The following is a 22,462-nucleotide window of genomic DNA, read 5'->3' on the forward strand; positions in this document are numbered from 1 at the left end:
GCGTCTAGAACTGCTTCGTGCACGCCAGGCATATCTGCAAGCTGTTCCACGCCGCGTAGCCGGCAAGCGACGACGCCACCATCTGGAACATCACCGCACCCCACACGAGCCCGCCCACCGCCACCGCCAGGCCGAGGAGCGCCTCACCCGACACCATCACGAGGATGCCGACCGCCACCGCGGCCAGCACCAGCAGGTAGCGGGACTCGGTCACATGCGGCGGCGCGTACTTCACCCGCAACGGCGACTCCGCCGGCAGGGCCGCCCAGTAGTGGGCCAGCTTCTCGATGTTCGTCGACTTGCACTTCGCGCACTGCATGTCCAACCCCCGATGTCCGCCTGGTACTTGACGGCAGATTGGCCAGTGGTGAAGGGGGCGGCAAGGAGTCCCGGCGAGTATGTGAGCGGGGACACAACCGGCCAGCAGCAAGGGTCACGCCTGCATCAGGTGAGGCCCTCGGGTAGCTGTGTGACTACGCGCCGGAATGCTCTTGCCAAGGCCTGGCCGCCACCAGACAAACCCGGAAACTCGCGGGCGGCGACGCTGCCAACTCCCGTTCGCCCGTTGATTGGTCGACATGGATTAGTTGACCTTTCATCGCTCTGACACCTCCGGACTCTGGAGTTTTCGACCGTGCACCGGGAAGCTGATCCGGGCATGTCAATGCGACCGCTCGAACAGCCCCCACGCCGCGGTCGATCAGGAGGACGCAGTGAAGAAAAATTCGCGCATCGGCAAGGTTTCGATCGTTTTCGGAAGCGCCGTCGCGCTGGTCGTCGCCTTTCCGGGTATCGCCCTCGCCGACCCGCCGTCGGCCCTGCCGGTCAACGCGAACGGACTGGAGCAGACGTTCCAGCCCGCCTATGACTACGACACCGATGGCTGCTACCCCACCCCGGCCATCGCCGCCGACGGCACCCTCAACGGCGGCCTCAACCCGACCGGTGCTCTCAACGGCTCGTGCCGCGACTCCTGGGACCTGGACAACACCAACGGGTACTCGCGCGAGAAGTGCAACAACGGCTGGTGCGCGATCCTGTACGCCCTCTACTTCGAGAAGGACCAGGCCGTGGCCGGTAGCAGCCTCGGCGGGCACCGGCACGACTGGGAGCACGTCGTGGTGTGGGTGCAGGACAACGTTGCCAAGTACGTCTCCACCTCCGCCCACGGCGATTTCAACACCTACAGCAGTGACCAGATCCGCTGGGACGGCACGCACCCCAAGATCGTGTACCACAAGGACGGGATCAGCACCCACTGCTTCCGCCCCGCGAACTCCAACGACGAGCCGCCGGAGAACCACCAGCACACCTGGCAGTTCCCCCGTCTGGTCGGCTGGGACGGCTACCCCGCGGGCGTGCGTGACAAGCTGACCGGGGCCAACTGGGGCAGCGCCGTCTTCGGCCTCAAGGACGGCAACTTCAACTACCACCTGGAGCAGGCGAAGCCCGCCGGCATCGCGTTCGACCCGAACGCGTGACGAGTGGACCCCGGGGACCGAACGCCGCCTCAATCGCCCCCGGGGTCCGCACGCCGCTCAGGCCGATGCCCCTCCCTAAGAGGGGACGGTGACCGCCCGTGCAAGTCCGGCCACTCGGGTGCGGTAGGGTTTACCTGCATGAACACGGGGTCAACCCGGGTGAAACGCATCGGGACGTGGCGCAGCTTGGTAGCGCACTTGACTGGGGGTCAAGGGGTCGCAGGTTCAAATCCTGTCGTCCCGACCAGCTTTGTTGCAGGTCGGAGGCCGTTCTCTCATTTATGAGAGGGCGGCTTTTTGCGTTCCGGCGGGCCCGGGACACCCAGCTGTCAGGTCCGCTCCGGCGAAAGTGCCTGCCTACGGTTTCACCCGGGTGGAGCGCACGCTCTGGCGCATGACCAGGTGCGTGCCCAGCATGACGTTCTGGTCGCTGTACATCGGGTCGTCGCGGTGCAGCGCCATCCGCACGGCGGCGCGGCCCAGTTCGTCGAAGGGCACGTGCACCGAGTTCAGCGGCAGGGGAAGATCGGCGGAGATCGCCTCGTCGTTGTAGCCGATGAGTGACAGGTCGTCCGGGAGTGTCAGACCGCCTTCACGGGCGGCGGTCATCGCGCCGGCCGCGAGGTAGTCGTCGAAACAGAAGGCCGCGGTGTACGGCAGGCGCCCGGCGGCCAGATGGGACCGCACGGTCTCGTAGCCGAACGTCCGATCGGCCCCTCCGATGTGGAGGAGGCCCGGATCCGGCGTGATTCCGTGGTCCTCGTGGGCGCGACGGTAGCCGGCGATCCGCAGATCGGTCGTGGTGTGGTCACGCGGGCCGCCGAGGAGGGCGATGCGCCGGTGGCCGAGGGACAGCAGGTGGCTGACGGCCGCGTGGGCGCCGCCTTCATGGTCGTAGTTCACGACCGTGATCGGCAGGTCGGGTGCCGGGGCGGGCCGTCCGCAGAGCACCAGCCTGGAGCCGCTGGCGTCGAGGATCCGGGCGAAGCGGGCGATCCGCTCCGCGTAGTGGGGTGTGACGACGGTCCCGCCGATGAGCACGACCGCCTCGGTGTTGTGCTCGCGCAGCGTCTCCAGTAGCGCGATCTCCCGGTCCGGGTCGCTTCTGGTGGAACAGACGATGCAGAGCCGGTTCTCGTTGACGGCCTGTTGCTCGATACCGCTCGCGACCCGGTTGTGGTACTGCCAGGACAGCCCGGGAAGCAGGATCGCCACGGTGCGCGAGTGCGGGGCCGACAGGGCGCGTGCCTGGGCGTTGACCACATAGTCGAGCTCTTTGATGGCCCGCTGGATGCGCGCCTGCGCCGAGGAGGACACCGGGCGGCTGCCGGTCAGAACCCGGGAGACGGTCGCCGGGGAGACTCCGGCTCTTGCAGCGACGTCACGGATGGTGGCGGCTCGTGCAGGCGCGTCCTGAGGGTCGTGCATGTGTGGAGTATACGGTTGCCTGTGTGTTTCCTCGGAGGGCGACGGGCTCACTTGAGCATCCCCACGGTGAGGCCGGCCTGGATGCGTCGCTGGAGCGCGAGATAGAGGCCGATCACGGGGACCGCCGCGATGACGAGTCCGGCGAACAGAGCGCTCCAGTCCGCCTCGTAACCCTGCTGGCTGGCCAGGTTCGCCAGCCCCTGGGACAGCACGTACTTGTCGCGGTCGGTGTTGAGCGCGACCGGCAGCAGGTACTGGTTCCACATGCCGAGGAAGTTGAAGATGCCGACCGACAGCAGGCCCGGCTTGGCCATGGGCAGCATGACCCGGAAGAAGATGGCCTCCTGCGAGGCGCCGTCGATGAGGGCGGCCTCGGCCACCGCGGTGGGAAGCGTCCGGAAGAAGCTGGTCAGGAAGAAGACGGTGAACGGCAGCGCGTACGCCGTGTAGACGAGGATCATGCCGTGGTAACTGCCGAGCAGCCCGAGGTTCTTGACGACGAAGAAGAGCGGGACCAGGGCCAGCACGACGGGAAACGCCATTCCGGCGACGAACGCGTAGTAGATCAGCCGGCATCCGGGGAAGGTGAACCGGGCCAGCACATAGGCGACCATGGAGCCCAGGATCATCGTGAGGACCAGCGAACCGAGCACGACGATGAGGGTGTTGATGAAGTAGTCGCCGATGCTCGCCCTGGACCAGGCGCGGGTGAAGTTGTCGGCGTGCCAAGTGCTGGGCAGTTGCCAGGGGTTGCCGAACAGTTCCCGGTTGTCCTTGAACGCGCTGATCAGGGCCCAGAGCAGGGGCACGGTGGACAGCAGGGCCCAGAGGGCGAGCAGGGCGTGGGTCGCGCCCGTGGCCGCGGGAGCGCCAACGCGCTTGAGGAGCGGGGGAGTTGGCGGCGTGGTGGGCTTCGGGACCCGATCGTGCTGTTGGCGCGTGGGGCTCGGCAGGCTCGCGTCGGCCTGCGTGGGGTGAGTCGAAGTCTTCATCGTGGTGGGCCTCAGAACTCGATCGTGTTCTTGTCGCGGGAGCCGCGGAAGGTGAGCGCCGTCAGCAGCAGGCTGAGCAGGCTCAGCATCACGCCGATCGCCGTGGCGTAGCCGAACTTGCCGTTCCCGAACGCGGACAGGTACAGGTACTGGGAGAGCACCATGGTGGAGTTGTCCGGGCCGCCGGTCGGGGTGAGGACCATGAACAGGGCGAACGCGTCGAGCGCGTGGATGCCCAGATAGATCCAGGCGACCTGGACGGACTCCCGCAGCAGCGGCAGGGTGATGCGGGTCAGCGTCTGGAAGCGTCCGGCGCCGTCCAGGTCGGCGGCCTCGAAGATGTCCTTCGGAATGGACTGCATCGCGGCGCTGAACAGCACGACGTAGAAACCGACGCCGGCCCAGACCATCACCGCGATCAGTGACCACAGAGCGACGGCCGGGTCACCGAGCCAGGTGTGTGCCAGCCCGCCCAGACCGATCGCGTCCAGTCCGCCGTTGAGCAGCCCGATCTGCGGGTTGTAGATGAACTGCCACAGGATCGCCGTGATCACCACGGGGAGGATGTGCGGAAGGAAGTAGACCCGGCGGTAGAGGGCCGAGCCACGGACTCCCGCCACCTTGCCGTCCGAGCCGCCCACGTTGAGCATGGCAGCGAAGAACAGCCCGAGCGCGATCGTGACCAGCGGAACCACCAGCAGGAGCAGCCCGTTGTGCCCCAGGGCCTGCCAGAACTCCGGGTCCTGGAAGAGACGTTGGAAGTTGTCGAGGCCGACGAAGGGCTTGTCGGCGGTGAACCCCGACCAACTGGTCAGGGAGATCGAGAACGCCTGCGCGTAGGGGGAGACCACCAGCGCCCCGTACAAGGTGAGCGGCAGTGCGAGGAAGAGAAGGATGATGCGGGTTTTTCCGTGGTTCACGAACGACTCCGGGGATGGGGGAGACGGGGTCCGCCGCTCCTGCGGGGCGAGGAACGGCGGATCCTCCGTGTCTGCGGCTTGATCCGCCGGACAGGTCCTAGATCTTGAACTTCGTGATGGAGGGATCGGCGGCGATGTCGTCGGCCTTGGCCTGCATCGCGGAGAGGAACTCGGCCGCGTCGATGCGCCCGGCGAGCAGGTTGGCGACCTCGGACTTCAGCGTGGTGGCCAAGTCGGCGTACCAGCTCATGAACCGGTAGTTGAACAGGTCGTCCCCGGCCGCGGTGACGGCCTTCAGCACCGAGCCCAGCGCGGTGGAACCGAAGTCGTTGTCGCCCGTGGCCCCCTTGACGATGGTGAGGGCGTGGGTCGTCTCGGTGAAGTTGGACGCGGCTTCCTTGGAAAGCATGATCCGCAGGAACTCCTTGCCGCCGCGGAGGTTCTTGGCCTTGGCCGGTACGACGAAGATCTCTCCGGCGACCGCGTGCAGCGCGCTCTGGGGCAGGGCACCGTCCGCCGTGAGCGGGGGGACCGGGCCGAAGACCATGTCGAACCCGTCCGGGGTGATCGCCTTCATCTCGTTCTCGACGTACGAACCGGCGTGGTACAGCGCGGCCTTGCCCTGCACCCAGGCGGTCTGCGCCTGCGTGTGGTCCAGCCCCTCGCTGCCCTTGAGGAAGTACCCGGACGAGGCCAGACCCGCGATCGCCTCGGCGGCGGCCTTGACCGGTTCGGCCTGCCACGCCTTGGCTTCCAGGTTGTCGATCGCCTTGATCACGTCGACGCCGCCCTGCTTGGCCGCGAGAGCCATGAGCGGGCTGAAGAAGTAGTCGGGCGCCGTCGTACCGCCGTACGCGAAGGGGGCGATGCCCGCCTTCTTGATCTTGGCGGCGAGCTCGGTCAGGCCGTCCCAGGTGGTCGGCCAGGTCCAGCCGTGTTTGTCGAACAGCGTCTGGGAGTACCAGAAGCCGTTGACGGTGAAGACGTACGGAAGGCCCATCACCTTGCCGTCGAACGTGGTCACGTCCAGCGTGCTCGGCAGCAGCGTGTCCTCGACCGCGGTGTCCGGGTCGTCGACCGAAGGGGCCTTCAACAGGTCGGCGAGCTCGGCCAGTTGGCCATCGGCGACCAGCGTGCCCATCGCGATCTTCTTGGCGCCGCTGTTGTCGATGACGTCCGGCGGGTCGCCGGCGACGAACCGCGGCTGCAGCTCGGTCTGGATCTCGGTGATGCCGGAGTGGCTGATCTTCGCCTTGGGGTACTTCTTGGCGTACAGCTTTTCGTCGAACTTGGCGTAGTCGTCGCTGTAACCGCCCTTGAAGACGACGACGTCCAGCGCGGCGCTCTCGTCGATGCCGAACGGGTTGGTGGCGCTGGCCTTGCCCTTGGCCGAGCCGGATTCGGCGTCGCCATCGGCGGCGGCGCAGGCGGCCAGCAGGCCGGAGCCGGACACGGCGAAAGCGGCGACGGCTGTCGCTCTCAGCAGGCTTCGTCTCGAGAAGCTCGGGGGCTGGGTGTTCACTGGTGCTCCTTTGTGCGGCGGGGTTCGCTGTGGGATGGGTTGGTACGGGCTTCGCTGTGCGGTGGGTTGGCACAGGCTTCATTGCGCGGCGGGGTTCGCCGCGCGAGGGGTTGGTGCGGGCTTCGTTGTGGACGAGGGCGGCACGGGGAGGCCGTTACGGCTCAGGCGAGCAGCGCCAACTGGTCGGCATGGATGCCCCCGTGCAGGGGCTCGTCGACGCTGAGGCGTTCGATCTCGGTGACGGCGAACTCGCCGAGCCGGCGTATCTCGGTGCCCATCGCCCCGGCCACATGGGGCGTGACCATGACGTTGGGCAGGGACAGCAGCGGGTGGCCGGCGGGCAGCGGCTCGGGGTCGGTCACGTCCAGGACGGCGTCGATCCGGCCGTCCGCGCAGTGCCGGAACAGCGCCTCGGTGTCGATCAGTTGTCCACGAGCCGTGTTGATCAGGACGGCACCGTCGCGCAGCAGGGCGAGCCGGCGGTCGTCGAGCAGGTGGTGGGTCTCGGGCAGGGCCGGGGCATGCAGGCTGACGATGTCGCTGTGGCCCAGCAGTTCGTCCAGGTCGACCAGCTCCACCTGTCCGGCCGGATGCAGTCCGGCCGCCGCTCGCGCGTCCAGGGTCGGGTCACTGACCAGTAGCCGGAAGCCGTGCGGGGCGAGCAGCTCCAGGACGAGACGTCCGGTGCGGGACGCGCCGACGATCCCGACGACGCGCTCATGGTTGCCGGTGTCGTCGGCGAGCTTGTTCTTGTACCGGCCCTGTGTGTAGTCGTGGGCAAGCCGGAAGGCACGCTTCCCGGCGAGCAGGATCGCGCCGACGGTGTACTGCGCGACGGGAAAGGCGTTGGCGGAGGCCGCCGAGGACACGAGGATTCCGCGCCGCCAGACCTCGGGTGTGAGGTGCTGCTTGACCGATCCGGCGGCGTGCACGATCGCGCGCAGCCGGGGAGCCGCATCGAGGACGGAATGGTCGACGAGCGGGCAGCCCCAGCCGGTGAGCAGCACGTCCACGTCCGCCAGGCGGCTGCGGGAGGCCGGGGTCGCGAAGTCGACGATGATGCCGGGCCGGACGTCCACGCTCTTGTCCAGCCGAGCGGTGAGCTCTTCGGTGAGGGCGAGCGCGGCTACCTCTGGCTGCATCGCGATGGCGACGGTCATGCGACGGCTCACCGGTTCACTGCTCCTTGGGGGTTCGGGATGGTGGGTTGCTTCACGGCGTGGGGTTGCTTCATGACGTGCAACCGGTTTCACGTGAGGTGGCCGTCAAGCTATTGAGCGTTGAGGCGATCCGTCAAGGGGCTCTCTGCAGAAATGGGGTTCCGGTGGTCAGAAAGCTGTGAGTCCGGGTGAGTTGAGGCCAGAGGGGTTGTCCTCTTGGATGAAACCGGTTTACCGTCCCCGCCCAACTGCCCCATCCGACAGGCGGGGGAGCCGGCCAACCATCCGACGACGGGCGCCCACGTCCGTATGACCGCGCGCCCCGCACGGGGTGCGGAGGGGATCCCCGATGCTCACTCGCCGACAGTTGCTGCACCTCGCCACCGCCACGGCGGGTATCACCCTGGGCATGGCCGCGATCGGCTCACCGCCGGCCTTCGCCGCCGACGAGTACGACACCCTTCGCCTGCGCTGGATCGACAGGACCCTGCTGGGTACCGGCTACGACGCCACGCAGGAGCCGTTCGCCACTCTGTTCACCCGCATGGGCAGCACCGCGTCCGGCCATCTGTCCGGCATGAACCCGTCGACGGCCTCGCTCTGGGACGACCTGCCGATCGGCAGCGTCAGCGCCAACGTCACCTCCAGCTACGTACGTCTGAAGTGGATGGCCCAGGCATGGGCCTTCGACGGCACCGGGCTGACGGGCGACGCCGATCTCCTCGCCGCCGTCCTGACCGGCCTCGACTGGATGTACGCCACCGCGTACACGCCGACGACGACCACCTACGACAACTGGTGGGACTGGCAGATCGGCGCCTCGCGGCTCTCGCTCGACACCGCCTGCCTGGTCCACGCCGAACTCGGCAGCACCCAACTATCCAACTACCTGGCGGCGATCGACGCCTTCGTGCCGGACTCCGCGGTCGCCACCTACAGCGGAGTCAGCACCGGAGCCAACCGTGTCGACCTGTGCCGCGTGCTCATCCTCCGCGGCATCCTCGCCAAGAGCTCGGCGAAGATCGCCACGGGCGTCGCCGGTCTCTCCGCCGTGTTCCCGCTGGTCCGCAGCGGCGACGGCCTATACGCCGACGGGTCGTTCGTCCAGCACACCAACGTGCCCTACACCGGGTCCTACGGCTCCGTCCTGATCAGCGGACTGGCCGGGCTGTTCTCGCTCCTGGCGGGATCGACCTGGGAGGTGACGGACGACAACCGGCAGCTGCTCTTCGACGCGGTCACCGACGCGTTCGCCCCGTTCCTGTTCAACGGGCTGATGATGGACGGCGTGTCCGGGCGGGCGATCAGCCGCGGCGTGAAGGCCGTGGACAATCCGCTGGGCATCCAGCAGGACGACCACGTACGCGGCCATCTCATCATCGGCAGCATCCTGATGCTGGCGGACGCGGCCTCCACCGACGAGGCCGCCACCTGGAAGGCGATGGCCAAGGGCTGGCTGGAGCGCGACTACTGGGCCCCGTTCCTGGAGGACTCCTACCAGACGCTGCCCGTGCTGGCCCTGGGGAAGTCCGTCGTCGACGACACCGCCGTCACCGCGACCGCCGAACCGGTCGCCTCCCGGGTCTTCGGCAGCATGGACCGGGCCACCCACCGCCGCGCCTCCTGGGCCCTCGCCGTCTCCATGTGCTCCGCGAGAACCGCGTTCTACGAGTGCATCAACGGCGAGAACCTGCGCGGCTGGCACACCGGCTCCGGAATGACCTACTGGTGGGGCGGCACCTACGGCAACGGCCAGTACTCGGACGCCTATTGGCCGACCGTCGACCCCTACCGCCTGCCCGGCACCACCGTCTCCCGCATCCCGCTGACGGACGGACAGGGAACGCCCAGGCCCACCCCGCCTACGGGAGCCGTCTGGGCCGGCGGCGCCACCGACGGAACGTACAGCGCGCTCGGCCAGGACACCCGCGGCCTCGGCTCCACCCTGGCCGCCAAGAAGTCCTGGTTCTGCCTCGACGACCAGGTCGTCTGCCTCGGCGCAGGGATCAACGCGGGCGACGGATACGCGGTCGAGACCACCGTCGACAACCGCAACCTGGGCTCCGCCGCCTCCAACGCGCTGACCGTCGACGGCACCGCCCAGTCGACCACGCTTGGCTGGTCCGGCACCTTCTCCGGTGCCTCCTGGGCGTCGATCACCGGGGTCGCCGGCTATGTCTTCCCAGGCGGGGCCACCCTGAAGGCGCTGCGCGAGGCCCGTACCGGCGCATGGAGCGACATCAACACCGAGAGCTCGACGGATTCCCTGACCCGCCGTTACCTGACCCTGTGGGTCGACCACGGCACCGACCCCGCCGGCGCCGCCTACAGCTACATCCTCCTGCCCGGCGCCACGCCCAGCCTCACCGCCGCCCGCGCGGCCGCCCCGACCGTCACCGTCCTGGCCAACACCGCCTCCGTCCAGGCGGTCACGGACACCGCCACTGGCGTGACCGCCGCCAACTTCTTCGCCGCAGGTACCGCGGGCCCGATCACCGTCTCGGCCCCCTGCTCCGTCCTCGTGCGGGAGTCCGGCGGCACGCTGTCGGTCAGCGTCGCCGACCCCACCCGCGCCGCAGCGACCGTCACCGTCACCGTCGCCCGCAGCGGATACACCAAGGCCACCGCGGACGACGGAGTCAGCGTCGTCGGCCTCGCTCCCCTCACCCTGGTCGTGGAGGTCGGCGGCACGCAGGGCGCCTCCCGCACCGTCACGTTCGGCACCGGAGCGACCGTCACCGCCGGCACGTACACGGCACTCGCCCCGACCGCCGACGCCTATGTCCGCGACGGCTCCTACGCCGACACCAACTACGGCGGCACCACCGACCTGGTCGTCAAGAACGCAGGCACCGGTTACCACCGCCGGTCGTTCCTCAAGTTCGACCTGTCCGCCCTGACGGGCACACCCAGGCGCGCGGTGCTGTGGGTGCGCGGGGCCACCTCCGACTCCACCGGCACGCAGGCCACCCTCACCGGGTACGCGGTGAGCAGCGACAGTTGGACGGAGACCGGCCTGACCTGGAACACCCAGCCGTCGCTCGGCGACGCGCTGTCCTCCGGATCGATCGGAAACGCCAAGGACTGGATCCCGATCGAGGTCACCGGCCACCTCCAGACCCAGTACGCGGGGGATGGGACGGCGACTGTGGCGCTCGCCGAGAGCGCGGCCGGCGTCGCCGCCCTCCTGGCCAGCCGGAGCAGCTCGGCGAACCAGCCGTTCTTGCAGGTCATTACCGGGTGAACTGGTTTTAGGAAACAGATGAAACCGATTGCACACCCTGTGATCGATCTCTACGATGACGGCCATGCCCACCCCGTCACAGCTGTTCGGCCCAGCCCCCACCACCAGGGAAGGCTGGGCCGACGCGCTGCTCGCCCTCGCCGCACCCGCCACGCGCACGGCGGCTGCCGGTCCCGGACGGATGCCCGTGCACGCGAGCATGAGCGACCACCGGGCGGTCTGGTTCGAACTCGTCGCCCGCCCCCTGTGGGGACTCGCCGCGCACGCCGCCGGCGGCCTTTCCGGCGCGGACCGGCAGTGGGAGGAGGCGCGCCACGCGCTGACCTCCGCCGTCGACCCCGAACACCCGTGGTACGTCGGCAGTCCGGCCGACATGGACCAGCGCCTCGTCGAGTCCGCCGCCGTCGGTTACGCGCTCGCCGTCGCACGGCACCAGCTCTGGGACCCGCTCACCGAACGGCAACGGCAGCAGCTCGCCGACTGGCTGTCGGCGGCGGCTTCGGCGACGCCGTGGGACAACAACTGGTGCTTCTTCCCGGTGCTTGCCGCTGTCGGGCTGCGCTCGGTGGGCGTGCCCGTGGACGAGACACGGATGGCCTCGCATCTGGACCGCATCGAGGACTTCGCCCTGAACGACGGCTGGTACGCCGACGGGCCCGGCACACCGGAGCGCCCCGGTTCGCGCGACTACTACGTCCCGTTCGGATTCCACTTCTACGGGCTGCTGCTGGCCTCGCTGAAAGCGGTCGACGAGGAGCGCGGCCGGCGCTACCGGCAGCGTGCCGCCGAGTTCGCCACGCAGTTCCAGCACTGGTTCGCCGCCGACGGAGCCGCCCTGCCCTTCGGACGCAGCCTCGGCTACCGGTTCGCCCAGGGCGCCTTCTGGTCGGCCCTCGCCGCGGCGGACCAGCCCGCCGTCGGCTGGAGCACCGCACGCTTGCTGGCGCAGCGCAACCTCGCCTGGTGGTGGCAGCGTCCGGTCCTCGCCGAGGACGGCTCCCTGACCGTCGGCTACGCCTACCCGAACACCGGCGTCGTCGAGCAGTACCTGGCCGGCGGTTCCCCGTACTGGGGCACGAAGGTCTTCGCGAGCCTCGCCGCGACCGAGGACCATCCCTTCTGGACGGCGACGCCCGCGCCGGTCCCGCCTCCCGGAATCAGCAGACAGCCGGCCGCCGCGATGATTCTCGCGCGGGACACGGCGGGGGACGTCGTCGCGCTCGCCGGGCAGAACGCGCCCGCCTGGAACCCCCGCGGCGGGACCGCAAAGTACGCGAAGTTCGCCTACTCGACGCTCGCCGCCTTCAGCGTGCCCACGGGCGAACCAACCCTGGAGCAAGGGGGTTTCGACAGCGCGCTGGCCCTGTCCGACGACGGCGAAGGCTGGCGTACGCGTTCCGCCGGCGAGTCCCGGATCGACGGCGTGACGCTCGTCGTGCGCTGGCAGCCATGGCCGGACGTGACCGTCGAGACCCGGCTGCGGCACACCGACGGCGGGCACCTGCGCGAGCACCGCATCACCACCGGTCGCCTGCTGTACACGGCCGAAGGCGCCTTCTGCGTCCCGAAGACCGGCCTCGGTGCGACACCCCACAACTTCACGGAGCACCCCGGCCTGGCCCGGGCGACGGCCGACGCCGCTGTGAGCGAGATCGTCTGCCTCGCCGCCGACACATCACCCCGCGAAGGGGTCGTCGTACTGCCGCTGCCGGGCTCGCATCTCTTGCACCCGCGCACAGCCCTGCCGACACTGCGCGGCGTACTCGATCCCGGCGAGCACGTCCTGCGCTGCCGGGTGTCCCTCACCCGCCGATGAATCCCTCCTCGCACCGGAGCACGCATGTCTGACCGCCAGATCCTCGTGTACACGGCGACCGCCGCGTACCGGCACGCTTCCATACCCGCCGGCGTGGCCGCCTTCCGTGAACTGGGCGCCGAACACGGGTTCGTGGTCCACGCCACCGAGGAGCCCCTGCGCTCCCTCGACGGCTATGACGCCGTCGTGTTCCTGTCGACCAGCGGCGAGGTCCTCGACGAACCTGGCCGGTCGGCGCTGCTGGAACACGTCGCGGGCGGTGGCGGATTCCTGGGCGTCCACTCCGCCGCCTGCACCGAGTACGAGTGGCCCGCCTACGGTGAACTCCTCGGCGCCCGGTTCGCCGGGCATCCGCCGGTGCAGCCTGCCGTCCTCACGGTCGACCGCTCGCACCCGGCCACCGCACACCTTCCGCGGCAGTGGCACTGGACCGACGAGTGGTACGACTTCAGGGCACCGCCCAGCGACGTCACAGTGCTGGCCACCGTGGACGAGACGACCTACACCGGCGGCTGCATGGGGGCCGATCACCCCCTCGTCTGGTACCGGCACCACGGCCGAGGGCGCAGCTTCTACACCGCACTCGGCCATGCGCCCGAGGCCTACGCCGATCCAGCCTTCAGGGCGCATCTCCTCGGCGCCCTGCGATGTGCGGCCGCCTGGCCGGAGGGCGATGTCGGCTCCCCACTCGGCGTCAGAAGGTCAGGTCCGCCTTGGAAATGCGGCAGTGGACGCCCTTGACGATGTCGACCACCTGGGAGACCTGGAAGTCGGCGGCCGCGCTGAGGTAGGCGAGGGCCACCGGTCCGGGAACGGAGAAGCGCTCGTCGAGGAGGGTGAGGGCGTCGCGTACGGCATCGCGCATGGCCTCGTCGAGGTCGGTGTCCAAGCCCATGACGATGTGCTCGGTGTCGGTCTCTGCGAAGGGGGCGCGCAGGCGGGATGCGAGTCGGCGGAGAGCGGGGTCGCGGTGGACGGTGAGGCGGAGGGTCGCGCGCAGCGGGGCTTCGAAGGCGGTGAGGGCCACTTCGCCGTCGCCCTGGGAGAAGTGCGGGTCGCCGGCGTAGAAGAGGGCGCCTTCGACGGCAATGGGGAGGAAGAGGCGGGCGCCGACGCCGAGGTGGCGTACGTCGAGATTGCCTCCGTGCGGGCCGGGAGGCACCGAGTGGACCGGGGCAACGGTTGCGGGGGCGGTGCCCATGATGCCGAGGAAGGGACGGAGCGGGAAGCGGATGTCGCGACCGTCGCCCACGGGGAGGCGGCCACGGCCGTCGTCGTCGACGGTGGCGACCAGGCTGACCGGGTCGGGGCCGGGGCCCTGAGGGTATTCGCCGGGGAGCGCGCCCTTGCCGTGGCGGTTGCTGATCACTCCGTAGGGGGCGCGGCGGCGCAGGCGGAGGACTTCCACTTCGAGAACGTCGCCGGGCTCGGCCCCCTGGATGTGGACGGGTCCTGTGACCACGTGCGGGCCGTGGGCGGCGGGGTCGTGAAGTCGGGTGGACGCGGCGAGTTCGGCCGTGTCGTGGAGGATGCCGTGGATGCCGGCCGCGGCGAAGAAGGCGGCCGGGTCTCGGCCCTGGTCGGCGAGGATGCCCTCGTGGCTGATGGTGTCGAGGCTGACGCTCGCGCCGGAGGGGACCGAAAGGGCCGGTTTGGAGCGGGCGTTGGGGAGCAGACCCCAGTGCACTGCGGCTGGGTCGGCGGGGAGGTAGTGGTCGCCGTCGACGGGACCCTGATGGGGTTGGAGGAGCGTCACAGGGCTTCCTGGAGGTCGGCGGCGGTGAGGGTGAAGCCGAAGCACTGGCGGACGTTGTAGACGGTGGCGTCCATGCAGTACGTGGGTGAGGTGGTGGCCACCGCGTCCTGAAGCATCAGCACGTCGTAGCCGAGGCTCGCCGCGTCCATGAGGGTGGCGAGGACGCACTGGTCGGCGTTGACTCCGGCGAACAGGAGCGTGTCGGCGCGGAGATTGCGCAGGACGCTGTCGAGTTCGGTGTCCTGGAAGCCGCTCATGCGGTACTTGGCGATGTGCAGGTCGCCGGGTGCCGCGAAGAGGGGTGCGGTGATGTCGGCGGACGCGCTGTCGCGCTCCAGAACCCTTGCCCCAGTGGGCAGTTGGGAGCCGAGGCCGCCTCCGCTTCCACCCTGGTCGTAGACGTGGAGGACACCGGGTGGGAGGTTCGCGCGGTCGGGGCGGTTGCCCCAGTTGAGCCAGACGACGGGGACGTCGGCCGCCCGGAGTGCGGGGAGGAGCCGCTGGAGTACGGGGATGGGGGTGCGGGCCGGGGACACGTCCACGCCGATCGAGGCCAGCCAGCCGTCGGGCGAGCAGAAGTCGTTCTGCATGTCGATGACGACGATCGCCGTCCTGGCCAGGTCGAGCGTCAGGATCTGGGGCTGAGCCTCCACGGTCACGGGGCGGGCCGGGCGTTGCGGGCGACGGAGGTCGACGTGCTTGGCGTCCGCGCGCCAGGAGTTGCGGGAGTTGGGGCCGATTTCAAGCATGGGTCAGCTCCAGGAGGGCGTGGTCCGTGCCCGGTGCGCCGATCGCGCAGAGGCCGACCGGGAGGTCGCGGACCCGCAGCCGGGGCATGGTGACGGCGGGCAGCCCGGCGAGCGAGGCAATGCAGGTGAGGCGGAGGGTCGCGGCTCGTACGGTCTCGACCTCGGCCGGTGTCGCATCGGCGCGGGGGGCCGGGCTGCTCGTGGCGGGGAGAAGGAGAGCCGTGCCGGGCGGAAGGGCTTCGACGACGACCGAACGGGCGGACAGGAGCCCGGAGTTGGCGTCACGCACTTCCCCCTCCGTGACCTGGCTCCCCCCGGCGAACCGGGCCTCGATGTCGGCCCCCAGCGCGCCCGGGTGCTTCTCGATCCACGCCCCGTGCGCGGCCCACGCCTCGGCCGCCTGGACGGTACGGAAGGCGGGCAGCCACTCCTCCAGGTGTGGGGCCATGCCGGTGTCGGTCCGGACGAGCTCCAGGCCGGTGCGGAGGGAGAGCGCCCGGCATGCCGCCTCGAAGGATGCCTGGACCTCGGTTTCGGCGAGCGCGGTGAGGGCGTCGTCGACCAGAAGCGTGGTCATCGGGGCTTCGTCGTCCCGGGGCAGGAGCACCTTCGCCGCCGTACGCAGCAGGTCCGGGTCCCGGGCGAGCAGTCCCGCCGTGTCGAAGGACGGGGCCAGCGGGAGCAGGCCGCCGGTGGGGACGGCTCCGTGGGTGGGGCGCCAGCCGTAGAGGCCGCAGTAGGAGGCGGGGACCCGGATCGAGCCCGCGGTGTCCGTGGCCAGCCCCAGGTCCGCCCAACCGCGGGCGACCGCCGCCGCCGGACCGCTGCTGGAGCCGCCGGTGATCCGGCCGGGGGCGGCGGGGTTGACGGGGGTGCCGTAGTGGATGTTGGTCCCGGCGAGACTGAAGGCGAGTTCGTCGGTCTGGACGATCCCGGCGAGCCGGACGCCGGCGCCGAGCAATTCCCGTACAGCGTCGGCATGTTGGGGCTCCACCGGCGCTTCGGCCAGCCACTGCGGGTTGCCCCCGCCGATCCGCTGTCCGGCAACGGCGAAGAGGTCCTTGACGGCAGTACGTACACCGGCGAGCGGTCCCGCCTCCGCCCCGGCGACCAGCGGCTCTCCCACGACCCGCCACACCGCGGGGTCCGGAGTTTCGTCCGCCACCGGATCCGGCACCGCGCTGACGTGCGCGGCCGCGATCCGCCAGCCCGCGCCCGTCAGCCGCCACACCTGAGTCTGTATCCCGCGCGTCCCGCTGGCCCGCAGCGTTTCGGCGGTCAGTACCGCGACGTCCTCGGCGATCCTCACCTCATGGACGCGCTCGACCGTACGGGCCGGGGCTCCCGCGCTGCGGCCGCGGCGGAAGTCCGAGATGGCGGCATGCCCGCTCAGCACCATCGAGCCCTCGGCGCGCACCGTGTCCGGGGCGTCCAGGAACCAGTGGTCGAGGCCCGCCAAGTCATTGGCGCCGAGGGCCTGTTCGTACGACCAGAAGGCGTCTAGGAGTTCGCTCATCGGGCGGCTCCGAGGACGGCCAGGTCCGCGTCGTCGAGCACCGCGAAGGGGCCGCGCTGGATCAGGTCGGCGAAGCCTTCGTCGGGGGACATGATCGTGAGGGTGTAGAGCCGCTCGGTGGCCGAGGTGTTGGTGATCCGGTGCTTGGAGCCGAGGGGCAGGACCAGCACATCGCCGGGTGCGAGGTCGCGTTCGTGCTCGTCGCTCACCGCGCGGCCCTCGCCCGCGAGCACGACGAAGGTCTCCACGGACTCGGGGTGCCAGTTGAGCGGCTGGGCGCCGCCCGGCTCCCACACCTCGAAGACGACGGTGGTCGGTGAGCCGTCGGCCGGTCCGGTGAGGACGGCGAGCTTGACCGTGTCGCCTGCGGTGATGTGGTGGGCGGTGATCTCGCTGAGCGGCTTGTGGAGCGGGGGGATGGCCATGGCGGGTGTCCTCGACGTCAGGCGGTCAGGAAGAAGGCGTTCAGGAAGAAGGCGTTCAGAAGAAGGCGGTCAAGAGATGGCGTTCAGGCGGAAGGCAGGAAGCGGGCGCATTCGCGCAGTGCGGCCGCGTTGTCGGCGATGGCGGTGTCGACGAGTTTGCGGCCGAGTTCGGGGGTGGCTCCGGTCGGGTCGCCGATGACACCGTTGCCCGTGCCGAAGTCGTCGCTCGTCCAGCCGAAGGAGACGGACTTGCCGAAGCCGATGTGCTCGTAGGCGGTCAGGTGCTCGGGGACACTCCGCTCGGCCAGCGACATGTCCACCGTCTCCGGGTGGAGGTGGAGCATCGCCGCGGTCTCCTTCAGCCCACCATGCACCCCCAGACCCAGCTCGCCGGACGGGGACGCGCCGCCCTGGTCCGCGGGGAGCGCGGCGTGCAACAGGAAGGTGAACAGACCGTATTTGGTGCGGAGTTCGCGTAGAGCGACCCCCAGCAGCGCGCTGTTGCCACCGTGTGCGTTGAGGAACGCGAGCCGTCGGACGGGGCCCTTGGCGAGAGAACGTCCCAGGTCGTCCAGTACCGCCAAGAGCGTCGAGGCGCTGAGCCACAGCGTCCCCGGCGACCAGGCGTGTTCGTCGGACTTGGCGTACGCGAGGCCCGGCAGCAGCGTGATGTCGCAGCTGTCGGAGGCGGCCATGGCAGCGCCCTCCGCTATCGCCTCGGCCATGAAGTAGTCGGTGGCGACAGGAAGATGGGGCCCGTGCTGCTCGATCGCGCCGACGGGAAGGACGGCCACGGTGTCGGCGGACAGGTCGGTGACCGACGGTCCGCTGAGGTCGGTGAAGCGGGTGAAGGCCATGGTCAGCGCGCTCCCAGGAGGTGGCCGGGGTTGAGCAGCCCCAGCGGGTCGGCGGTGCGGGCGGTGGCACGGACGAGGTCGACGCGCCGGTCGACGTACCAGTTGTGGACGTCATGGACGCCGACGCCCAGTGCCTCCAGGGCGGCGATCCCCTCGTACACGGTGGCTTCGTCCTGGTAGTGCGCCATCAGCATGCCGACGGTCCCCGAGCGCATCCCCTCCAGGTGCAGCACCGTGCCGGGGAAGACGGCCTTGACCGCCGCCGGATCGCCGAGCAGTACGTCGCCGCCGATCTCCAGGTGGAAGTAGCCGTCCTGGGCCTTCATCAGGTGGTACGTGGGGTGGTTGAAGGAGAGCGAGGAGATGAGAGCCGGGCCGCGCGGCGCGGGACGTACCTCCGTCACCCGGCCGCCGTGCTTCTCGATGATCGCCCGGGCGTCGTCCTCGGCCCGCTCCTCGATGATCGCGCGGACGCTCAGCGCCACCGGGTCGAGGGCCGGGTCGGCCTCGAAGGTCTCGACGAGGCCGGGCTCGTCGAGGGAGACCAGGCGCGGGGCGGGCTCCAGGCGTACGAGGTCGGAGAGGGCCGCGGTGGCGGCGGTCCAGGTGTCGAAGGAGGCGAAGAGACCGGTCCAGTCCCGGGCCGGCTGGAGGGCGACGGTCGCGGTCGCGGTGATGCCGGTGGTGCCGTAGGCGTGGATGTACGGGAGGGCCTCCTCGCCGCGTACGGTGAAGGGCTCGGCCTCCGCTGTGCACGGGACGACGGTCAACTCCCGTACGAAACCATCCCCGTTGGTGCCGTTGGCGAGCGATCCCGTGCCGCCGTTCCCGCCGCAGAGGAAGCCGCCGAGCGATGTCCCGAACGTGGAGGGGAACATCCACAGCTCCTGGCCCAGCGTGCGCGCATGCGCCTCCAGGTCGGACATCTTCGCGCCCGCCTCGGCCCTGATCCACCCGTCGCCCGCGCCCAGGACGCGTCCGCATCCGGTGAGGTCGAGGACGGCGCCGCCGTGGAGCGGGATCGCCTGACCGTAGTTTCCGGTGCCCTTGCCGCGCGGGGTGAGCGGGATGCGCAGACGATGGGCGAGGGCGACGAGGGGCTGGATCTGCTCGTACGACGACGGGCGCAGCACCACTTCGGCGCGGCCGGCGGGGAGCTTGGCGGCGAGGATCGGCGACATGTGCGCCCAGTCGCGGGACGCCTTGTCGAGGGCGGAGTCCTCGCGTACGACGGCATCCTCGCCCAGGAGTGCGGCGGCCTCCGTACAGAATTCCTCGATGCCGGGGGTGCGGTACGCAGGACCTGCTTCGGCGTCCAATACCGCCTCGTCCGCGACCAGTTCGGTCATCCGGCGCAGTTCGGCGGCGGAGAGGGTTGTGCCCTTGGGGTCGACGGCCATTACTTCATTCCGATCTTGGTGTCGATGAATTCGTTGGTCACCAGGTCTTCGGCGCTGAGCCCGGCCGGGATCTTGACGCCGCTCGCGGTGAGGATCGGCCCGAAGGTCTTCAGGGAGTCGGTCACCCGCGTCTTGTCGAAGCTCGCGATCGATCCGTCGGCCTCGTTGCCGAGGATGCCGAGCTCGACCATCTCCTTGGCGGCGTACTGGCCGGTGCCCTTGGAGTAGACCCAGCTCGTGGCGTACTGCTTGACGATGTCGTCGATGAGTGTGACCGCTGTGTCCGGTGCGGCGGCGAAGTCGGCGGCCGACTGCTGGATGACGGGAACCAGCTTCTTCAGGCAGGGGCTGAGCTTCTTCAGCGCACCGGTGCGGACGGAGAGTGCCTCCGGGTAGACGGTGTAGCCGACATCGGACAGCAGCTGGAACTCGACCGGCTTCTTCCAGGCGGCGACCTCGTGCTCATAGATGTACGGTTCCGCGGTCGCGAAGCCCTGCTGCGCGATGGAGGGGTCGGCGACGAAGCGGGACGGGGCGCTGTCGTAACTCCCGTCCAGCTGGCTCTTCTTGATGAGACCCTTCGCCACCAGCATCGGGGCGAAGACCTCGCCGTCGCGGTACACGACCTTGGCCCCGCTCTTGCCGATGTCGGCGACGGTCTTCCAGTCCGGGTGGGTCTCGGGGTCCCACATCAGGACCTGCGGGCTCTTCTTCATCAGCGCGGCGACGGCGGTGACGGGCTGCTTGCCCGCTGACTGGATGGCGCTGTCGGTGGTGACCATGCCGAGGGTGATGGACTGGTCGATGTACATCTGCGAGGCGGGGGTCTGGTATCCGACGGCCGAACCGCCCGCCCGTACCTCGATCTTGACGCCGGTGTCCTTGCCGCCGATGACGAGGGGGCCGGTGACCCGCTTCTTGTCGGTGTCGACGGTGTAGCCGGGGCCGACGAGGTTGTAGACCGGACCGTGTTCGGCCTCGGGCTCCCAGTCGGCCTGGACGACGACGGTGGCGGGACAGACCTTGTCGAGGCGCTGAGCGGCGGGAGCGGGCTCGAGGTCGGCGGACGAACCGGCGGCGGTGGTGGCGCCGGCTCCGCAGCCGGTGGCGGCGAGAAGGAGCGAGGCGCTCAGTCCCGCAACAAGGCTTCTTCTGGCGGAAATTGGCATGACTGTCTCCCGGAAGGGGCTGTGACGGGAAAGCGGAGAGGGGGTGGGGCCGGCTGAGCAGGTCGGGTGAAGTCCACTGCGGTTGGGAAGCGCCCTGAAGGGGCGCGGGGAACTGCGCGACCAGCCACGACGGTGTCGCAGACGGTCAACGGCATATCGCGGCACTTCCAGCGGAGCGTTTAGCTGCGCCCGGACGCGTGCCAGGAGCCGATGGCGAGGCGGGACAGGAACGTGAAGAGCGCGAAGACGGCGACCCCGAAGAGGGAGGCGAGGATGATCGCGGCGAAGAGGTCCTCGGACTGGAGCCGTGAGCGGTAGATGTCGAGGAGGGTGCCGATGCCGGCCGCGCCCTGCTTGAAGAACATGTCGCCGACGATCGCGCCGATGACGGAGAGCCCGGAGGAGGTACGCAGCCCGGTGAAGATGGCCGGGAGCGCCGCGGGCAGTTCCAGCTTGCGCAGGCGGTCCCAGCGGCTCGCCTTCTGGAGGGTGAAGAGGTCGTGGTGTGCGCGGTCCACGGACTGCAATCCGAAGAGGGTGTTGGCGATCAGCGGGAAGAGGGCGATGAGGACGCAGACCACGACCCGACTGGTGAAGCCGAAGCCGAACCAGAGGCCGATGAGGGGGACGATGGCGAGGATCGGGACGGTCTGCAGGATGACGGCGTAGGGGTAGAGGGAGCGCTCCAGCCAGCGGGCCCGGCTCATCACGACGGCCCCGGTGATGCCGAGGGCGGCGGCGATGGCGAGTCCGGCGAGGGCGACCTGCGCGGTGAGGGCGAGGGCCTGGAGCATGGGCTGCAGGTGGGTCCAGTCGAGGACGGCGACCTGGAGTACCTGGTGCGGGGGCGGCACGAGGAAGCGGCGGGCGGGGGCGAGGAGCAGATAACTCACCGCGTACCAGAGGCCGATGGCGACGGCGAGCGAGCCGATGGGGGCGAGCAGGGCGACGGGGCCCCGGCGTGTGCGGACGGACGCATTGGCGGCCGGGAAGGTCTCGACCGTGGCGTCTGCGGCAGCATCGGACTGGTGCACGGGGGTCTTCGCCTCGTGGGCCGGAGCGGCAGCGCTCGGACCGGTGACGGCAGGTTCGGAGGCCGCCGACGTTGCGCCGGGGCTCGGGCCGGCTGCGACCGCGGCAGCAGGGGTTGCGTGGGCAGTCGGCGCGTCGGCGGCCGTGGCAGCCGGGGTGTTCGTACTCACTGGGCCTCTCCTCGCAGGGCCCCGGAGACCGCGCCCGCGATCGCGGCGAACTCCGGTTCGTAACGGAGCGATGCGGGCCTGGGGTGGGCGAACGGGACCTCGAACTCGGCGGTGATGCGTCCAGGTCGAGCCGACATCACCACGACCCGGTTGGCCAGGAAGACCGCCTCGGTCACCGAGTGCGTGATGAAGAGACCCGCGAATCCCGTCTCCGCGAAGATCCGCTGGAGCTCCTCCTGCATACGAAGCCGGGTCATCTCGTCCAGCGCGCCGAAGGGTTCGTCGAAGAGGAAGAGCGCGGGGCGCATCATCAGCGCGCGGGCCAGCGACACCCGCATCCGCATCCCGCCCGAGAGCTGTCCCGGCAACTGCTCCTCGAAGCCGTCGAGGCCGACGAGACGGATGGCGTCCATGGCGCGCTCGTGCCGTTCGGCCTTGGGACGGCCGGCCAGTTCGGCGGGCAGTGCCACATTGGCGAGGACGCTGCGCCAGGGCAACAGGGTGGCGTCCTGGAAGACGTAGCCGATGTCCCCGCCCGGGGTGCTGATCTCGCCCGCGCTGGGGGCATCGAGACCGGAGGCGAGCCGCAGCAGGGTGGACTTGCCGCATCCGGAGGGGCCGACGACTGCGACGAACTCCCCTGCACCGACGTGGAGTTCCACTCCCGAGAGCGCGGTGGTCCCGCTGTCGAAACGCTTGTCGACGGCTACGAAGCTCAGCGCCGTCTGCACTGCTGTCGCCACGTCGACTCCTTCCTTTGAACCTGTGATGCATTCACCGATGTTCGTAGCATCAACATTCTTTGTTTCGGGGTGATGTCCCGGG

General features: G+C 69.7%; 19 protein-coding genes and 1 tRNA gene. 5 read left to right on the plus strand and 15 right to left on the minus strand.

Annotated features, from left to right (window positions below; genetic code table 11):
• Positions 1-4 precede the first annotated feature (4 nt).
• Positions 5-319, minus strand: a complete 315-nt coding sequence (locus OG219_RS41895; protein WP_266835732.1) for a hypothetical protein — start codon at positions 317-319, stop codon at positions 5-7.
• Between the two features lie 394 nt (positions 320-713).
• On the opposite strand from OG219_RS41895, the gene OG219_RS41900 reads away from it, so the two are divergent.
• Together OG219_RS41900 and OG219_RS41905 are read left to right on the plus strand one after the other, a co-directional pair.
• Positions 714-1,481, plus strand: coding sequence for an NPP1 family protein (locus OG219_RS41900; RefSeq protein ID WP_266835733.1), 768 nt, complete (start codon positions 714-716; stop codon positions 1,479-1,481).
• Positions 1,482-1,651: 170 nt separating this feature from the next.
• A tRNA-Pro gene (locus OG219_RS41905) sits at positions 1,652-1,728 on the plus strand.
• Between the two features lie 110 nt (positions 1,729-1,838).
• On the opposite strand, the gene OG219_RS41910 is transcribed toward OG219_RS41905, so the two are convergent.
• The 5 genes from OG219_RS41910 to OG219_RS41930 all read right to left on the minus strand — a co-directional run bounded on the left by OG219_RS41910 (position 1,839) and on the right by OG219_RS41930 (position 7,515).
• Positions 1,839-2,909, minus strand: a complete 1,071-nt coding sequence (locus OG219_RS41910; protein ID WP_266835734.1) for a LacI family DNA-binding transcriptional regulator — start codon at positions 2,907-2,909, stop codon at positions 1,839-1,841.
• Positions 2,910-2,956: 47 nt separating this feature from the next.
• A complete protein-coding gene (locus OG219_RS41915) occupies positions 2,957-3,901 on the minus strand; it encodes a carbohydrate ABC transporter permease (protein WP_266835735.1) in 945 nt (314 codons plus the stop codon).
• 11 nt (positions 3,902-3,912) lie between these two features.
• Positions 3,913-4,821: a carbohydrate ABC transporter permease gene (locus OG219_RS41920; protein ID WP_266835736.1), complete on the minus strand. Its 909-nt coding sequence runs from the start codon at positions 4,819-4,821 to the stop codon at positions 3,913-3,915.
• 97 nt (positions 4,822-4,918) lie between these two features.
• Positions 4,919-6,343 (minus strand): N-acetylglucosamine/diacetylchitobiose ABC transporter substrate-binding protein, encoded by a 1,425-nt coding sequence (ngcE, locus tag OG219_RS41925; RefSeq protein WP_266835737.1) that lies wholly within the window; start codon positions 6,341-6,343, stop codon positions 4,919-4,921.
• 161 nt (positions 6,344-6,504) lie between these two features.
• The gene (locus OG219_RS41930) at positions 6,505-7,515 is read right to left on the minus strand and encodes a hydroxyacid dehydrogenase (RefSeq protein ID WP_266835738.1); all 1,011 of its coding nucleotides are present in this window, start codon (positions 7,513-7,515) and stop codon (positions 6,505-6,507) included.
• A 337-nt stretch (positions 7,516-7,852) separates the two neighbouring features.
• Between OG219_RS41930 and OG219_RS41935 the strand changes: the two genes are divergently transcribed.
• From OG219_RS41935 to OG219_RS41945, 3 genes are all read left to right on the plus strand, one after another.
• A complete protein-coding gene (locus tag OG219_RS41935) occupies positions 7,853-10,747 on the plus strand; it encodes a polysaccharide lyase family 8 super-sandwich domain-containing protein (RefSeq protein WP_266835739.1) in 2,895 nt (964 codons plus the stop codon).
• 64 nt (positions 10,748-10,811) lie between these two features.
• Positions 10,812-12,563, plus strand: coding sequence for a DUF2264 domain-containing protein (locus OG219_RS41940; protein ID WP_266835740.1), 1,752 nt, complete (start codon positions 10,812-10,814; stop codon positions 12,561-12,563).
• A gap of 24 nt (positions 12,564-12,587) precedes the next feature.
• A complete protein-coding gene (locus OG219_RS41945) occupies positions 12,588-13,304 on the plus strand; it encodes a ThuA domain-containing protein (RefSeq protein WP_266835741.1) in 717 nt (238 codons plus the stop codon).
• On the opposite strand, the gene OG219_RS41950 is transcribed toward OG219_RS41945, so the two are convergent.
• The 9 genes from OG219_RS41950 to OG219_RS41990 form a co-directional block, all read right to left on the minus strand.
• A complete protein-coding gene (locus OG219_RS41950) occupies positions 13,258-14,319 on the minus strand; it encodes an acetamidase/formamidase family protein (protein WP_266835742.1) in 1,062 nt (353 codons plus the stop codon). The two genes, OG219_RS41945 and OG219_RS41950, sit on opposite strands and share 47 nt — an antisense overlap.
• Entirely contained in the window at positions 14,316-15,068 is a 753-nt protein-coding gene (locus OG219_RS41955; RefSeq protein ID WP_266835743.1) for a cysteine hydrolase family protein, read from the minus strand. Before OG219_RS41955 ends, OG219_RS41950 begins: the two co-directional genes overlap by 4 nt.
• The gene (locus OG219_RS41960; RefSeq protein WP_266835744.1) at positions 15,061-16,584 is read right to left on the minus strand and encodes an amidase; all 1,524 of its coding nucleotides are present in this window, start codon (positions 16,582-16,584) and stop codon (positions 15,061-15,063) included. Before OG219_RS41960 ends, OG219_RS41955 begins: the two co-directional genes overlap by 8 nt.
• Positions 16,581-17,009 (minus strand): cupin domain-containing protein, encoded by a 429-nt coding sequence (locus tag OG219_RS41965; RefSeq protein ID WP_266835745.1) that lies wholly within the window; start codon positions 17,007-17,009, stop codon positions 16,581-16,583. Before OG219_RS41965 ends, OG219_RS41960 begins: the two co-directional genes overlap by 4 nt.
• 83 nt (positions 17,010-17,092) lie before the next feature.
• Positions 17,093-17,866 (minus strand): creatininase family protein, encoded by a 774-nt coding sequence (locus OG219_RS41970; protein ID WP_266835746.1) that lies wholly within the window; start codon positions 17,864-17,866, stop codon positions 17,093-17,095.
• A gap of 2 nt (positions 17,867-17,868) precedes the next feature.
• On the minus strand, positions 17,869-19,266 hold the full coding sequence (locus tag OG219_RS41975; RefSeq protein ID WP_266835747.1) for an FAD-binding oxidoreductase: 1,398 nt from the start codon (positions 19,264-19,266) through the stop codon (positions 17,869-17,871).
• Positions 19,266-20,435 (minus strand): hypothetical protein, encoded by a 1,170-nt coding sequence (locus tag OG219_RS41980; RefSeq protein WP_266835748.1) that lies wholly within the window; start codon positions 20,433-20,435, stop codon positions 19,266-19,268. The genes OG219_RS41975 and OG219_RS41980 overlap by 1 nt, the downstream gene beginning before the upstream one ends.
• Before the next feature lie 179 nt (positions 20,436-20,614).
• Positions 20,615-21,637, minus strand: coding sequence for an ABC transporter permease (locus OG219_RS41985; protein ID WP_266835749.1), 1,023 nt, complete (start codon positions 21,635-21,637; stop codon positions 20,615-20,617).
• Positions 21,634-22,380, minus strand: coding sequence for an ABC transporter ATP-binding protein (locus tag OG219_RS41990; RefSeq protein ID WP_266835750.1), 747 nt, complete (start codon positions 22,378-22,380; stop codon positions 21,634-21,636). The genes OG219_RS41985 and OG219_RS41990 overlap by 4 nt, the downstream gene beginning before the upstream one ends.
• Positions 22,381-22,462: the final 82 nt, after the last annotated feature.

The organism is Streptomyces sp. NBC_00038, from assembly GCF_026343635.1.
Lineage (GTDB): Bacteria > Actinomycetota > Actinomycetes > Streptomycetales > Streptomycetaceae > Streptomyces.